At 41.9% G+C, this 16665-nt stretch carries 13 protein-coding genes; 2 read left to right on the top strand and 11 right to left on the bottom strand.

Going from position 1 to position 16665, the window contains the following annotated elements:
* The gene (locus ABQ275_RS22050) at positions 1-1401 is read left to right on the top strand and encodes a hypothetical protein (RefSeq protein WP_349315302.1); all 1401 of its coding nucleotides are present in this window, start codon (positions 1-3) and stop codon (positions 1399-1401) included.
* Between the two features lie 261 nt (positions 1402-1662).
* The gene (locus tag ABQ275_RS22055) at positions 1663-2529 is read left to right on the top strand and encodes an AraC family transcriptional regulator (RefSeq protein ID WP_349315303.1); all 867 of its coding nucleotides are present in this window, start codon (positions 1663-1665) and stop codon (positions 2527-2529) included.
* Positions 2530-2559: 30 nt separating this feature from the next.
* Here ABQ275_RS22055 and ABQ275_RS22060 read toward each other — a convergent pair whose 3' ends face one another.
* From ABQ275_RS22060 to ABQ275_RS22110, 11 genes are all read right to left on the bottom strand, one after another.
* A complete protein-coding gene (locus ABQ275_RS22060; RefSeq protein WP_349315304.1) occupies positions 2560-3336 on the bottom strand; it encodes an SDR family oxidoreductase in 777 nt (258 codons plus the stop codon).
* 2 nt (positions 3337-3338) lie between these two features.
* Positions 3339-4262, bottom strand: a complete 924-nt coding sequence (locus tag ABQ275_RS22065) for a Gfo/Idh/MocA family oxidoreductase (RefSeq protein ID WP_349315305.1) — start codon at positions 4260-4262, stop codon at positions 3339-3341.
* Positions 4263-4277: 15 nt separating this feature from the next.
* Positions 4278-5234, bottom strand: coding sequence for an aldo/keto reductase (locus tag ABQ275_RS22070; RefSeq protein ID WP_349315306.1), 957 nt, complete (start codon positions 5232-5234; stop codon positions 4278-4280).
* Entirely contained in the window at positions 5231-6052 is an 822-nt protein-coding gene (locus tag ABQ275_RS22075; RefSeq protein ID WP_349315307.1) for an aldolase/citrate lyase family protein, read from the bottom strand. The genes ABQ275_RS22070 and ABQ275_RS22075 overlap by 4 nt, the downstream gene beginning before the upstream one ends.
* A 23-nt stretch (positions 6053-6075) precedes the next feature.
* Positions 6076-7341: an MFS transporter gene (locus tag ABQ275_RS22080; protein WP_349315308.1), complete on the bottom strand. Its 1266-nt coding sequence runs from the start codon at positions 7339-7341 to the stop codon at positions 6076-6078.
* A gap of 88 nt (positions 7342-7429) precedes the next feature.
* Complete coding sequence (locus ABQ275_RS22085; RefSeq protein WP_349315309.1) at positions 7430-8908, bottom strand: hypothetical protein; 1479 nt, start codon at positions 8906-8908, stop codon at positions 7430-7432.
* 131 nt (positions 8909-9039) lie between these two features.
* The gene (locus tag ABQ275_RS22090) at positions 9040-9720 is read right to left on the bottom strand and encodes a GDSL-type esterase/lipase family protein (protein ID WP_349315310.1); all 681 of its coding nucleotides are present in this window, start codon (positions 9718-9720) and stop codon (positions 9040-9042) included.
* Between the two features lie 51 nt (positions 9721-9771).
* Positions 9772-11544, bottom strand: coding sequence for a RagB/SusD family nutrient uptake outer membrane protein (locus ABQ275_RS22095; RefSeq protein ID WP_349315311.1), 1773 nt, complete (start codon positions 11542-11544; stop codon positions 9772-9774).
* A gap of 24 nt (positions 11545-11568) precedes the next feature.
* The gene (locus tag ABQ275_RS22100) at positions 11569-14697 is read right to left on the bottom strand and encodes a TonB-dependent receptor (protein WP_349315312.1); all 3129 of its coding nucleotides are present in this window, start codon (positions 14695-14697) and stop codon (positions 11569-11571) included.
* A gap of 461 nt (positions 14698-15158) precedes the next feature.
* The gene (locus ABQ275_RS22105) at positions 15159-15629 is read right to left on the bottom strand and encodes a YhcH/YjgK/YiaL family protein (RefSeq protein WP_349315313.1); all 471 of its coding nucleotides are present in this window, start codon (positions 15627-15629) and stop codon (positions 15159-15161) included.
* Between the two features lie 23 nt (positions 15630-15652).
* Positions 15653-16660: a D-2-hydroxyacid dehydrogenase gene (locus ABQ275_RS22110; RefSeq protein ID WP_349315314.1), complete on the bottom strand. Its 1008-nt coding sequence runs from the start codon at positions 16658-16660 to the stop codon at positions 15653-15655.
* Between the last annotated feature and the right edge of the window lie 5 nt (positions 16661-16665).

Here is a 16665-nt window from a genome sequence, read left to right on the forward strand (position 1 = left end):
ATGAAAAAGAAGATTTACAGTTTGTTACCCCTGTTATATACTGTAGTTGCAGGCTATGCCCAGGATAGTGCTTACATTCAAAATCAGAGTACTGTAGCTCAGCCTGCCAGTGGGTGGATCAGTGGAAAATTGGCTTCCAGTTATCTTCAGACGACTACCGGCACCAGCGCCACCGGTAGTCGTCATCATGATTTTTTTGCCGGCACCAATACGCCTGCCGGTGCTAACTTAAGATGGTCTTTCGGTTTACAAACATTAGAAACAGGCAGCAATTTAGGATCAGATTTTAAGCTCTGGAGTTACAAAGATGATGGCACCTACCTTGCCACCCCCCTTACGATTCTAAGATCTACAGGAATAGTGAGTATCCAAGTAGGAATTGGCACGCCATGGTTAAATACGAATAATTCAACCGGAGTTTTGAGTATTCACGGTGGCGCCAATGCTGCCAATAGCTATAGAGGTGCTGAAATAGATTTAAGAGCGGGGGGGCATTCTATTACTCCCGGAGAAATGACTTTTCATACGGGTATTGGTGGCGGAGGTACAGCGCAGCCGGAAAGAATGAGGATTAATGTCGCTGGCCTGGTGACAATAGGATATGGGCTAAGCCTAACTAACCCAACGTCTAACCTCGTAAATTTTAATTCAGTTGGCATTAGTGCCCCTACAATAAATACAAGGAGTATAGGTACTAAACTTGTCTTATATTCTGCTGTATCTGCAACCACCAGCGACTACGCAACTGGTATTGAATCTTCACATATATGGTTTAGTGTGCCTTCAAATGGAAATTTACAAGGTTTTAAATTTTATGGGGGAACAAGTCAAATAGGCAGAATAGACGGACTTGGTAATAGTCAATGGGAAGGACAAGGACGGTTTAAAGGATGGCTTACCGGAACCGCAGCTACCGGTGCTGCTGCCGAGATAGGAGCAACTGCTTCGGGGGCTTCCTTAATAGGCTTTAATAGAACTACAGGAGTCTATATTCCTTTGTCTCTGAGCGGGGGAACAACCGCCACCAACCAGACCATCGTTACTATAAATAATATTGGTGTTGGTATCGGTACTCCTACCCCACAGTCCGAACTCTCCGTAAAAGGTACTATCACAGCCCAACGGGTAAAAGTAACCCAAACCGGCTGGGCCGATTATGTATTCCACAAGGATTACCTACTTCCTTCCTTACAGGAGGTTGAAGCGTACATTAATACCCATCAACACCTGGATGGCATTCCTTCCGCGGTAGATGTAGATAAGGATGGAATTGATGTGGGAGAAATGAACAAAAAACTATTGGCGAAAGTGGAAGAACTCACTTTATACCTGATTGAGCAGAATAAGAAAATTACGGCACTGGAGGAATGGAAAGAAAAGCAGGAGAAAGAGAGAAATTAATGCTTATCCGTGGTGGCCTCTTTTGATCCATAAAAAAATACCGGGCAAATTTGCCTTAAAATTTAAAAAAATCATTATATCAATATCCCAGAAGATACCTGTCCCCAGGTATCTTCACCCCCAAAAAATAGGTTAAGCCCCCAAAGGCTCCTATTATCTTTCGCAACTCCTATACTATTTTTCAGAAAAATTGAAGCATCCGTTATAATTCAATATATTTAGATATGGCATTTCATTTCTCAACTTTAAACTGAATGACTGATGAAATCTATTGAATTACGGTTACCGAAAGATTTTGACAAATCATTTACTGTATTTAAAGAAGTGGGAAAATCTTTCCCCTGTCCCTGGCATTATCACCCGGAATATGAATTAGTACTGGTTTTAAAAAGTAACGGCCGCCGGATGGTGGGAGACAATATCGGGAATTTCGATGAAGGAGACCTTGTATGCATGGGGCCTTCCTTACCTCACGTATGGGTAAACGATCCAAAATTTATTAACGGACAGGTTGATTACATGGCTGAAGCTATTGTCATTCATTTTAAAGACAATTTCCTGGGAGAGAATTTCCTTCAAATTCCTGAAATGGATGCCTTTAAAAATTTTCTGCAATTATCTAACCGGGGCATGGTCATTAATGGGGAGGCTAGGGCAGAAATTACTGCATTAATGGAAAAAATGCCGGGTATGAACGGACTTCAGCGTCTGTCATCACTTTTATTAATCTTCGATATTTTATCCCGCACTACTGAGTATGAATTACTGGCGAGTCCCGGCTTTGTTAAAACCATCAATGTAAAAAGTTCGGACCGGTTAAATAAGATAACAGAATATCTTATACAGAATTTTGATCAGGAGATTTCTTTGTCAAAAGTAGCCTCCCTAGCCAATATGGCGGTTACTACCTTTAGTAACTTTTTTAAAGAGAACTACAGGGTAACCTTTGTGGAATATCTGAATACCCTGCGGATCGGATACGCCTGTAGAAAACTTTCAGAAAAGGATCAAAATATTGTGGATGTCGCTTATGAATGCGGATTCAATAGCCTGGCAAATTTTAACAGACAGTTTAAAAAATATAAAAACATGACGCCTACCGAATACAGAAGAATAATATGCGCCTGAGAAAAAGCGGGACCTGTAAACCTGGCGTCTTTATGCATTTAAGCCACCATCCATTAGTATATTCTCGCCGTTAATATAAGCACCGGCATCAGAGGATAATAGCACCATCAACCCCTTAATATCATCTTTGTTTGCCATTCTTCCCAGCGGTACTTTCTTACAATAATTATCTAAAAAACGTGGTGATTGATTATTAAATAATCCACCGGGACTGATACAATTAAACCTTACATTTTTGCCTGTCAACATTTTAGTCATGTAACGGTTTAGATTGATCAACCCTCCATTATGGAAGAAATAATCCGGTGGAAGATCTCCCATAGTTGTTCCTTCGTAATTGGATAGATCAGGACCAAACATGCCCATCATAGAACTGATATTAATAACGCTCCCGCCGCCACTCTGCACAATCAGGTCCGTCATTTCACGTAAAATAAACATCATACCTGTGGCATTCACCTCCATAGATGCTGCAAACTGCTCTATTGCTGCATTGTAGCCTTTCATAGGCCGGGATACTGCGTTATTTACAAATACATCCAACCGGCCAAACCTATCCATGATCTGGTCTTTCAGCCTCATCACCGAATCACTATCAGCTTGATCAACGTCCATTGCGTGAACATCCAATCCTTCCTTGTTGAAGTCTTCCGCCACTTTTTGCAATGCTTCCAGGTTACGCGAAGCAATGATCACTGTTCCCCCTGCTTCAGATAACCCTTCTGTAATAGATTTTCCATAATTTCCGGCGCCACCTGTTACCAGTATAATTTTTCCTTTCAGGCTTAATAGGTCCAATACGTGCATCGTCAACTTTTTAATTGAATAATTGCTCCACCATTTTCAAAACTTTCACGGGCACCTATCAACGTGTTGATGATAGATTCCGTTTTAGAAAAAGGCAGACGGGATTGTCCTTCTTCCACAGATCGTACAAATTCTATGATGTTATCCCTGAACATGGAATAAGAATTCCGGATGTCTATCAACCGCCACCCCAGCTCTCCGAATACGGATAATTGAAAAGTAGACGATATATTCATGAATAGATGAAACGTAACCTGCACACCGTTTTCAAATTTCACATGAACAATGTCCTTATCCTTTTCACCAATATGCTGCACAGTAATGGGCTGCGGATCATCGAGTAATGTAAACACTGCTTCCAGCAGATGAACACCATATTTCAGCCAGTCCTTTTTTCCAACGGCTGTCACTAATTCCAGCTTCCCCAAAGAAGCCAGTTCCTGCTTCACTATTCTGCACTCATTTGAATAGCGCATGGATGAACAGGACATGAAAACTTTTTCTTTTTCATGTTGATCACTGAACCAGGCAAGATCTTCCCTGGTAACGGCTATGGGCTTATCAATAAAAACAGGAATCCCTGCCTCAAAGAAGGGTTTGCTCATGGTAACATGCTGCTGTGCATCATCTCTGGATAATATTACAGCATCCACCACACCCACCATATCTTCCAGATTATCTACTATATTTTCAATGTGCGTAGTCGCTGCAATACTCTGAGAAATAGTCTTGTCCTGCGTCCAGATATGCGTCACTTTTGCACCGCTAATCCCTATCGTATCCTTGTTTGCTTCCAGGTAATGCGCTACAGCAGGGTAACCCACACGGATAATTTCATCTCCCTTAAAACAACCATTGATAATAGCTGACCAGGAATAAGGGTGTGCATTTCCCGGACTCATTCCTATCATTCCGATTTTGATCATAATCAGTTGCGGTTTTTATTTTAGCCATCCCATTTTATCCCAATGAGGTAGATTCAGAAACGCAGGATCAGGATATGCAAGCCCCTGCGCCCTTTTAAGACCGTCCGGATGCATGTATAATCCATCTGCAATGATAAGCGCCTGGCGAAGATATTCCATGCGGTCCATGCCAATCAGTACAGCAGCCACCTGTTCAGATGATAATGCAAATTTTATAGCCAGGGTCGGCAAATCAGCAAAATCGGCGCCCAGGAGATCGTCATAACGTTGTATATGCTGCTGCACATCCTGTAAAGCCGGATGCAGCTCTTTTCCACGATCACTTAGAAGCCCTTTTAGTAACACTGACCTGATCACAATTCCGATTCCCCGCTGCTTTGCTTCATCAAATAGTTCAGATTGCCTTTGATCCATCAGGTTGTAAGGTACCTGCAGCACATCCCATAACCCGGAACTAATCGCTTTCTCCGTTTCATTGGTCGTGTATGTGGAAGCGCCGATGGCTCTTGTAATACCTCTTTTCTCCAGGTCTGTAAATGCTTTTGCAATGGCCTGGTTTTCCAGGATTTCTTCATCAGCCTGATGTAACATGAACACATCTACATAATCTGTTTGAAGTGCAAGCAGACTTTCACTGACAGAAATTTCTATTATTTTTTTGATTTCGTTATCGGGTGGTAAATTTCCCTGCTTATCGCGAAATCCGCGGCATTTAGTTGATATCACCACATCTTTTCTTCTACCGGCAAATGCTTTGCCCATAATGGTTTCGCTATTACCATATAAGCGTGCTGTATCAAAGAAATTAATGCCTGCATCGGTGGAAGCATGTAACAGCCGGATTGCTTCGTTCTCCGACACCATATCAGCAGCACTGTTCACCCCTATTCCATAAGGCATTCCAATTTCTACGCCACCAAAAGCAACTTCGGATACCTGTATAGCAGTTCTTCCTAAAATCCTTTTTTTCATTTGTTTGATGTCTGATTTTCCAAATAAGAATTTTGATTTGCATCCTTATCGGTTTTATTAAACGCATGCACAATACCCGCGCAATAGTTCTTTAAGCCCACTACATCTGCCCCTATACTTACAAAATGATACCCCATAGCAGTCAACTCATCAAGATTATCGGTACTTCCTACCGTACCGGCAAACTTGCCATGTTTATTGGCTACTTCAGCCACTCTTTTCCTGGTTTCAATGATCTTAGGGTTTTGCCAGTCTCCCGGAGCGCCGATACTCTGACTAAAATCGCCGGGGCCAAAGAAGAGCATATCAAAACCTTCCAGTGCGGCAATAGCTTCCAGCTCATCGAGTGGTTCAACATCTTCAATCTGTAATACTATAAATCTTTCTTCATTAGCCTGTTTCAGGTAATCATTAAAATCCAGGGAGGTATATGCACCATCTGTGTTACCACCATCTATGGGCCTGCGGCCAATTGGATGAAAGCGTGTCATTTGTATTACTTTCCTGGCATCTTCCAGTCCCATTATATGCGGCACCATAATACCGGTAGCGTCCAGTTCCAGCGGTTTAATATAATCGCTGTATCCACCGCGCGATACCCTTACCATTATATCGGTATTATGCGCTTTTGTTGCCCAGATATTTGCAGCAACAATTGACCAGTCCTGGCCGATATGTTCCTGGTCTATCCAGATACAATCGAACCCGGAAATAGCCGCCACCTCAGACACTCTTGCATCCGATAAATTTATTTTAAAGCAACTGGTCGTTTTGCCGGCCCTCAGCTGCCGGAGTACCCGGCTTTTTCTCATTTGCATGGAAAGTATTTTAAGATTTATTATTACTGTTCCGCCTTCTCAGCAGTTCCAGGTTTCACCAGATACAACAGGAAAGCACAGATAATCAAAATAAAAGCAGCAGACCGGTATATCATTCCCAGGTTTATATCTGCATCACGCAGCAAGCCACCTGCATACAATCCGGCTCCGCCAATAATTGTAGCGAACATATTCAGCACCCCATACCCCGTAGCACGATAACGGGGGTCTGCCACCAGGCAAAGGATAGGCATCATATTCGCATCTGTAAATGTACGTGTGACACCATAAATCATAAAAAAAACAATGGCAACCGGAAGGATGGCCGTATTGCCCGCTATAAATACACAGGGCGCTGCTATGCAAAGTCCGATTACAGGCACCATTACCCGCGCCCTGGGATTGTTTTTACTCCAGCGGTCAGCTAAAAATCCTCCTAACAGTAATCCAACAATGGAGGCCGGATAAAAATAGCCTGTAGCATACAAACCAGCCATTCCCTGTGAAAGATTAAACTGTTCTTTATAATACGTGGGCAACCATCCCATAATCATCCAGCCTACTATGCCCATCAATCCCCAGAAGAAAAGCATGTAGATAAAAGCTCTCCGGCTAAACAAGTCCTTAATAGCCTCTAAAAACCTGACCTTAGTCGCCTCTTCCCCGGCAGGTATATCCGCCTTTTCCACGGGAGCATCCTTCAGCGTGAATGCCAGGATAATTGAATAAGCTATGCCGATAATGCCAAAAATATAGAACGCAAAAGTCCATTCATGTTTTTCCGCAATCCACCCACCAACAAAGCCCAGGCTTTGCCCGATCATAATACCGGCAATATGAATACCGGAAGCCAGTGAACGCGTAGACCCGCGGTGATAATCTACGATCAGTGCCAGCGCCGCCGGAATATAACAGGCTTCACTGATCCCCATCAATGCCCGCGTAGCTAACAAGCCTTCAAAAGTTGTTACGTATGAAGTTAACCAGGTTACCGCCGACCATACAAACAAACTCACGATAATAACCCGGCTACGCTTAAATCTGTCCGCAAGAAATCCGGCAAATGGACTTAGCAAACCATACACCCATAGAAAAACAGAAGTCAGCAGTCCGAATTGTCCATCGGTCATTGGCATATCTTCTACAATAGAACTCCTCATCGTGGTGATCATGGAGCGATCTATATAGTTTAATGCGCCTACAACAGAAAGTAATGCAACAACAAGCCATGCTCCTTTAGCCAATTTTTTAATCGCAGGTTTATCGATAACTGATGAATTTCCAAGCATACTCGTTTTAAATTAAACAAATGAAATGAATGCACTACGATAATGGTTTCAAACAACGGGAGGAACAAAGCCCTGTCAGATAAATAAGCTAATTAAACTTTATAGAATATAAATCTGCATCTTTCATATAAATACGCAGTCTGACAGGCTTTCCAGCGATTTTACTTACACTTTCATTCCCATTCCATGACACTATTCTCTTTATTTCATTTCCAATGATTATTTGCGCATCTTTTAAGGTATATCCGGGAATAGCCTTCCCTTTTTCATCCTGAATTTCAATGCGGATTTCACCCGCAGCAGAAGTGGAGTAGTTAATTTCAAGTTCCTTACCTGAAAATACAAATGGTTTTGTGAGCATCTCTCCCCCATTATAGGGGGCGGACAACGACGAAAATCCATCTATTCTTAAAGAAAACCTTTTCAGATGGGCGGAGTGTTGTGCATAGTTCTCGTTGACATATACAGACATCTCTACCGGGCTGGTTTGTACAACATTTAATGCCGGATAATTAGAGCGAGATACCCAGTTCTCCAAACCAATTCCCGGCCTGATAAACGATTCCATGAAGGTTCTGCTATACTCATTGCCCCCACGGGTAGACAACAGAACGGCATCAGAACAATCTTTATAATAAGAGGGATTTACATTCAATTTAATAGCCTCCTTATCAGCAACAACCTGGCGATCAGGCATAAAACGAGCGCCAATAGCCACGTAAATGTGTGGTGCTCTGTAGTAAGGGCTTGTTTGGTGCGTATAGAGGTGCTCCGGCGGTGTATCACCAAATTCCATCGGAACAGGCGTTGTCCAGTTTATAAAGTCCTGGGACGTAGACCTACTAACAGATCTGAATTTATCTTTTGTCCATGTACGAAAATAACATACATACTTTTGCTCACTTTCAGACCAGAATGGCACATTCTGAGAATCAAAGGCAAAAGACTTCGCTTTTAATACGGCACTATCCTGAAGTTTCTTCCAGTGAATACCATCTGCCGAAACATAAGGGAGCAAGCCACCAGGATGGTATCCACCCAAAGCTTTATATCGCTGATCTTTAGGAGCAGCCGGATTTGCATCCAGGAACGGGCAAAAATTATGTGTTACCGGAGCAGCATCGGCCAAAATAACATTGTTTTTAAGAGACCCCCGAACGTTATAAATTCCCAGATCAGGTTTAATCCAATGCACCCCATCCTTAGACTCCGCATAACAGGTTACTTCCATTGGGCTACCGTCTCCCGGCACTGGTAATCCCCGGTAATATGCTCTTAAAATATCTCCATCTTTAATAATGGTCGTATAACCGCTAAACGGACCCTCCCAAGGGCTGTCAAATTTCAATACAGCTCCTTCATTACGCGGTGTGTGCATCACCATCTTTACATCTGTAAGTTTATCGATCAGGTAATGATCTACAAAAATCTCACGCTTATCGCCGAGACGCACAATCTGATGTTGCTGCCCAAAACCTACGATGGGATTATATACTATACTTATAAGGAAGACGGCCCAAATTATACACCTAAAATTCATTCTCCAATAGCGTTTAGTTATTATCAAATTAATGTGTCAGAAGGCAATTCCGCCTGTTAAAAGAAAAATATTTAAAGGCTGTAAAAATTAATCTCCCTTTCACCAGAGAAACATTTACAGCCTTTAATTCAGCTATTCAACGATAGTAATTGCTGCGCTTAATTAATATACTTTTTCAAAATATCCGCCCATATATAATATCCTTTCTTTGTTAAATGCACGCCATCCCAGGTACAATCTTTAAAGAGATGACCACTGGCATCTGAAAATGGCGTGTGAATATCTATCAACGTTATTCTTTCCTCCGCTGCAATTTCTATAAGGGCGGCATTTATCTTTAGGATGTGTGCTTCTTTATTGAAATGGTTCATCTGTCTTGTAAAGGAGCTATTGGTAGGAAGTAAGGTCTGAAAATAAATCCTTGTCCTGGGCGAGCCCTCTTTGATCCGTGTAATCATCCTTTTATAATTTCTGATGATAATACTGTCGGGAATGCCGGCAGACACGTCATTGATTCCAATCAATATAAAAACCTTTCGCGGTTTCCCATCAATTACTTCATCCAGCCGTTCAAGTACCCCAAAAGTATTGTCGCCTGGAATACCCCTGTTTTTAATATGGGATGAGCGTAATAGCTCACCCCATTCTCCCCAGAAAGTAATACTGTTTCCCAACAATACAATGTCCTTTTTTGAATGGCGAAAGGACTTAAACAGCTCCAACCTCGGGACGTATACGTTAGGACGGGATATGCTGTCCAATTTAATTTCCTGCGCAACGCCCCTTAGAGGATTCAGCAAGACAGATAAAATAATGACTACTGATAAATGAAACTTCATTTCACACAGAATTTATAAACCCGGTATATTTCTTCTCTTTAATCAAAGAACTTAAGGATGATCCCATCCATCATTCTGGACCAGATTCTTATTTAACACTAATTCGTTGAATGGAATTGGCGCATAATATTTTTTATCAGCATAATCTCTCACAATATTAGCGCGCCAGATGATTCTACCTTTATCTCCTTCTGATAGTTTAACCGAAGCATTGTCTATAATGACATAGACAACTCCCGGAACGCTGACAGCGGGCGCCTGGTCAACAAATGACACATCAGGTACGCCATCTTCGTTTAAGTCTACCAGTTTATTTTTTTCCGGCACATAAATCCCGTCATATTCTTTCTCCAGCAGCTTTCCTTTCTTCCAGCGTTTCAGGTCATCATATCTAAGACCTTCGCCAGCCAACTCTATACCACGTTCTCTTCTTACTTCGAGAACAGGAATTGAACTGATATCATCAAAGAAGTTGGCTTGCATATAGGCATCGATGGTGGTTGGCATGGCGATATTCGTAATACCCGCACGTTGTCTCAACAAAGCTATGGTCTTGTTCCAATCGTCAGTAGAAAAAGTACCCAATTCAGCTTTTGCTTCTGCATAATTCAACAGTACTTCTGCATACCGTATAATAGGTATGGAATTGAAATTGCCATTAATGCCATCAAGGGATTTGTCATCGGTAGTGAACTTCAAAATATGGTACCCGGTGAATGTGTAGAGAAAATCTGGCGGAGCAGGTGAACCGTCGGATCTTTTGTAGTTTCCCAGGCGTATCGTTTGAGATAACCTTTTATCCCGGTTTTTAACTTCATCCTGGAACTCTTCTGTGGCATAGCCCGCACCATCCGTAAAGCGCGTACCATCGATATTCAGATAGGTATTAATAAACCGCTTTACAAAACTGATTTTAGGACCGAGCGATGCACTGGTAAATGTCCAGTTGGCAACATGCCACTTTTTCAAAGTGTTATTACTGATAGAGGCCAGCATTACCTCACTGCTAGGAGGGTTTTCAGATACAAACAATGTTCTGTAATCCTTATCGGGGTTACCGGTTGAATTAAGCGAATAGGTTCCGCTTGTCATGATCTGATTGGCCGACTCAGCTGCATTTTGTAACCAGGTTTGTGCTGTACCTGATAACGACAATTCAGTATGATATTTTCTATAAGTTCCTTCGTAAAGACAAATTCTGGATTTTAAGGCCAGCGCAACCCATTTGGTGATTGCTGAGCAGGTATTATCCTTTTTTGAATCGATGTTCTCACAGGCAAAATTAATATCTGCCAATACAGAATCCATTACCAAAGTTCTCGGATCTTTTGCTTTATACAGTGCTTCATCGGTGGGTGATAGCGGCTGGCTGTACCAGGGAACATCGCCAAACTGTTTAACCTTATTATAGTAAAACCATGCCCTGAAAAAACGGGCAATGCCTGCATAGTGATTCTTCCGGGCTTCTGCTACAGGAGCCTTTTGGTAGTTAGCCAGAAAATAATTCACATTTCTAAGCGTGGTCCAGGTCCAACCAGTTGCTTGCTGGGCAGAATATACACCGTACAAATAAGGAGAAACATCCCTAACGGTTATGATATCACTCAGCTTATCACCGATATAAAGGTTACTGAAGTCCCCGTAACCATAAATGTCGGCAGGCGTGGGAATCATCTGGCTATAGAATGAATTAATATACAATTGTAGATTTTCTTCACTAGAAAACGCCTCGTCTGGAGTCAGGCTATCTAATGGATTCCGTTCAAGCGCCTTTTTACAGGAGCCTAACAATATTAATACCAGAAATAGATAATATCTTTTCATCTAATAAAAATTAATATTGAATGACTAAAAAGTTACGTTCACGCCGAAAGTGTAAGTCTTGAGCATAGGATAAACATTCCCATCACCCTGCGTAGTCTGATAAGTACCCACCTCAATTGTTTCCGGATCTATATCAGGTATGTGTTTGAACATGGGTGAAAAGGTCCAAATGTTTTGTCCGGACAAGTAAAACCTGACATTACTAATATTCATGCGTTTGGTGATATGCTGCGGTAGCGTATATCCGATGGTCAGATCTTTCAATCTTATATAGGATACGTTCTGCAAATAACGTGTTTGAGGCGTCCCGAGCTGACGGGGAGGATAGGTAGTTCCAAATCTATACCGTGGAAAGTAGGCATCAGGATTATCTTCTGTCCAATGATCCAACGTATGTTTTGGTAAAACTGCATATGATCTTCCGTATTGGCCCCAAAACAAATCACTTTCATAGCCTGGATACCAATTCCTTTTTCCTACACCCTGAAAGAAAACTGACAGAGAGAAATTATTCCAATCCCAATTTGAATTGATGCTGTAGGTAAAACGCGGTTGTGAATTGCCAATGATGGCTATATCACCATGATCATCCACCGTGCTTTTCCCTTTGTTAATTTTCCCATCCTCATTCAAATCCTTGAATTTAATATCTCCGGGATACAATTTATTCCCAGAAGAGATGATCACAAAGCTCTGGTCAGCATGACTGGCAATATCTTCCTTTGAAGTGAAGAAGCCGTCATTTACATAGCCCCAGATATCGCCCACTCGCTGTCCTACGTAGTAGGTAGAAATCAGGTTATTAGGGTTGTAGAACTTTGTAATATAGGATTGATTGTCAGATAACGTAAAGCGGAAGCTGTAATTGATGGGTTTATTCGATTTAATCTGGTCAGACCATCTTAAAGAAGCTTCAAATCCTTTCGTACTTAAATCCGCATAATTCCCAACCGGTACTGCCGCGCCGAATACAGCCGGCAATGGTTGTCCGGAAGTAATCATATCGGTCGTATTCCTTTGATACCAATCAAAAGAAGCACTCAGCCTGTTGTGCAATACGTCAATATCAACGCCTAAATCGAGTGTAGTTGCTTTTTCCCAGGTTAATCCATCCGGTATTACACCCGGTTGTTGTATATAGGTTGGGAAAACACCATTGACGATGGTTGCGGAAGTGCCAGCTCTTACTTGTTGAATATACCTATAAGAACCAATTTGCCCGTTACCCAAAGTACCATATGACCCTCTCAACTTAAAATTATCAAGCCACCGGCGGGTATCTTTCATGAAGCCCTCTTCTGCAAGCCGCCATCCTGCGGAAACAGAGGGGAAAAATCCAAATCTTTCGTTTGCAGGGAATTTAGAAGACCCATCATATCTTCCATTAAATTCCAGCAGGTATTTGTTCTTGAAATCATAGTTTAAGCGGTAAAACGTGCCCACAGTTGACCACTGGTCCGCTCCTTCCACGATACTATAATTCTGGCCCGTAGCCAAATTAAAGGATGACTTATCAGGTAAAATAAGATTATCCCTTTGCATTGAGAGACTTCTATAGTTACTGATTTCTACATTTTCTCCCAGTAATACTTTCAGATGATGATTACCAAAATTGTGTATAAATTCTCCATAGAGATTTCCCGAATAGTAGCTGGTTTTATTTGTTACGTTCTTCAAATAATTGCTACCTGAATACATCACTTCATTCGGCTTAACACTAAAGGGAACGGGAACCACTTTCTGATCGACTCCCTGATTAGTATATTGATAAGTAAAATCCGCCTTTATATTCAACTTGTTCTTTATTGCAGTAGCGGCTAATCCCAGCGTATTCCTAATAAAAGTTTGCTGTGTAATGGACCTGCTCTTACCGTAATAATATTCTCCCACACCTTGTGCAGCAGCCTGGCTCAGGTTACCGTCCGGATTAAGTAACACAGCCATCGGGAACCCGGAATTGTTAATGTTGGTCCAAATGTCCTGTGCACGGTTAGAAGTCATAGGTTCTCTATAATTGTAACTGGAGAAGTCAGCATTGTTAGTTAGTTTCAACCAGCTGGATAACTTAATACCACCCTTAAACCGGAGATTATATCTATTATACTTATCCGGATTAAATCTAAACAGCCCTGATTGACTATAATACCTTCCGGAGATAGCATAATCCATTTGATCATTTCCCCCAGAGGCGCTCAAAGCGTGTTCTGTAGAGGGTATGTTATCTACATAAAGCAACTTGTACCAGTCTGTATTCCCATAGTAAACATATTTTCCATCGGCCGGATTGATCGTTACTTCCGGGAGCAAGCCCGGATGCTCTGAACGGTATTTCAACGAATCGAGATACGTCTGCGAGAACGGGAGGTAATTATTTACAGTGGCGGGCTGCTGAATATAGTCCGTCCAGCCAATCGATGCCTCCCTAAAGCGTTCGGCCCAGGTGTAACCATCCCAAATCAGATCGGGCGTAACAGTACGTTGATTGTTGGAGTAACTACCCGAATAAGTTATCTGTGCTTTTCCTTTCCTCGTAGATTTCGTCGTAATCAGCACCACGCCAAAAACCGCTCTGGCTCCATAAATAGCAGCGGAGGCAGCGTCTTTTAATACGGTTACGCTTTCTATATCACTAGGGTTAACATTAAGCGGATCACCAGGTACACCATCAATCAATATCAGTGCCTGACCACCCGCACCTATGGAAGTTGTTCCCCTGATATTAAAGGAAGGGTTAGCAACAGGCCTACCATCGGATATCTTGATATTCAGGTTAGGAATAGCCCCTTGCAAGGCTCTGGTCACGTTAGGTACTGGTCTGTCAGTAAAAAATTCGGTACCGATCTGGTCAACAGCCCCTGTGAGGTTTGCTTTTTTCTGGCTTCCATAACCAACAACTACAACATCGGATAAAGTACCATCTTTATTTTCCATGATCAAATCGATGGAAGCCCGGCCGGCAATGGCTACTTCCTGAGACTTATACCCAATAAAGCTGATGACCAGCGTTCCATCGGGATTAGGTACAGATAGGGAATAGTGTCCATCTTTATTGGTGAGCGTGCCAATAGATGATGCTTTTAATTTAACGGTGGCGCCTATCAGTGGCTCCCCATTCGCGCTCGTAACGTTTCCCGTTATAACAGTTTGCGCCATAGCCCAAACACATAGGAATTGGAATAAGAGTATAAGGGAACATGCCTTAACCAACCGCGCTCCAAAAGGCCGATATCCAGACTTACGGATATCATCCTTTACGATAAAATTATTAATCATAATTTTAGTTTTTGGTTTTAGTTGCTTTAAAATGAAATTGATTTACGACCCTGGTTGATATATTTTTTCTTTGGGAAATTCTTGCCAGTATTTGTAAAGCCTTACTGACTAAAATATGCTTAAAGTAAAAATGCAAATCCAAATCTACTTTTGATTCATTTATATCTATGCTACTTTTGTTTATATTAATAATACTATTTTTCAGAGGCAGGATAGTAGCAAATAATAATTTAGCATATAGGTACAGGGAATTTCAATTAGTATATTATACTTCTCTTTGTGCCCTCGGTCTAAGCCTGATTTCTAAATAGCCAAAACCGGCTGCTGCATTTTTCTTGTTCTTAGTATAGTAAATCCTTATGTACTTTTATCAAAACTTTTTTGATTCTATTTGATGCGTCCAGGTTGATGGCCGGCATATGGCCTTCTTCCGGGAGGAAAAGTGCAAACATACCCGGCAAAAGTGGAATACCGATTGATTTATCTTCCTTAAAGGTATATAGTACGTCATCGCTTTGAGGCGTGAAGTCTTTGATTTGCTCGAGTAGTGCTATCGAGCTGTAGTAAATCAATTCCTTGCCGGAAATGAGTACATGGATATCTGCATACTGTCTATGAATTTCAATGCTCCCGTCATTCACGGGCTTTGTGTTGTAGTCCTGTACAAGGGCAAATAATTCATCGCCTCTTATAGAATATTTTTTTGCTTCGGTATCGGGAGTAACGGAAGCTATAAAGTCAAATGCTTCACGCCATACCTCCTGGTTTCCTTTTGAATAGCAATGCCAGTTATTAATAAAATCTACAATCATAGCTGCTTAAATTATTGTTTGTTTCAATTCAGGTTAGACGGGTTAAGTTCATTTACCAAAGGTTTCCCTGTGACCAGATTTGCGACGTTCTGAACAAAAATATCCCAAACCCTTTCAAGGAATCTTGAACTGGCGCTGGAACCTGATATATGCGGGCTCATAATTACATTGGACATCTGCCAAAGCGGATGTTCCTGTGGCATTGGATAATAATAATGCGTGTCGAGGGCAGCGCCTGCGATCCAATTTTCATTTAACGCTTTCAATAGTGCCTGCTCCTGAATGAGTGGCCCCCTGGCAGGGTTTAAAATAAATGCATGCGCAGGCAGCATTTTAAGTTCGGGTTCTCCAATGAGCCCCGCTGTATCGCCCGTATGTGGGAGGGCCATGATCAGAAAATCCAGCCCGCTCAAAAAAGCTTCTTTTTCATCCATCAGGAACACCCGGTCAGGTAATATCCCTGCCGCATCTCCTGTTCCCGGAACACAGTAAATATTTTTTCGTTCAGAAACACCTCCACGTGTCATCACATGCACTTTCATATCAAGAGCTTTAGCCAGTCGCGCTGTTTCACGACCGATACCACCATAACCCCAAATCCCCACAACAGACCCTCTTATTTCACGTTGGAACCTTGCGGAACGATCCCATATCCGGGATTCCTGGTTACGGATAATACCCCGCATATCGCGCGCAAGATTAATCATCATGCCTATATTCCATTCTGCAATAGGTACATCAAAAACACCCAATGCATTGCATGCTTTTACACCTCTTTCAGGTAACTGATGCCCCATTAACTGAGTATAGCCTGCAGAAGAAATCTGAAGCATTTTCAGGTTCTTCATTTCCTGGTGATTTTCCGGTGGGAAAGTACAGAAAAGCACATCGCAATTTTGCAGCTGCTCAATTGGGAGTACGCGCACTTTTTCCTGGGGATCATTTATTACTGCCACATTTACACCCGCTATTTCTTTCAGGGAATTTAGCAAGGGTTGATAAACCGGCATGTCAATTAATATGTTAATCATATCGT

Source organism: Chitinophaga sp. MM2321, assembly GCF_964033635.1.
GTDB lineage: Bacteria > Bacteroidota > Bacteroidia > Chitinophagales > Chitinophagaceae > Chitinophaga.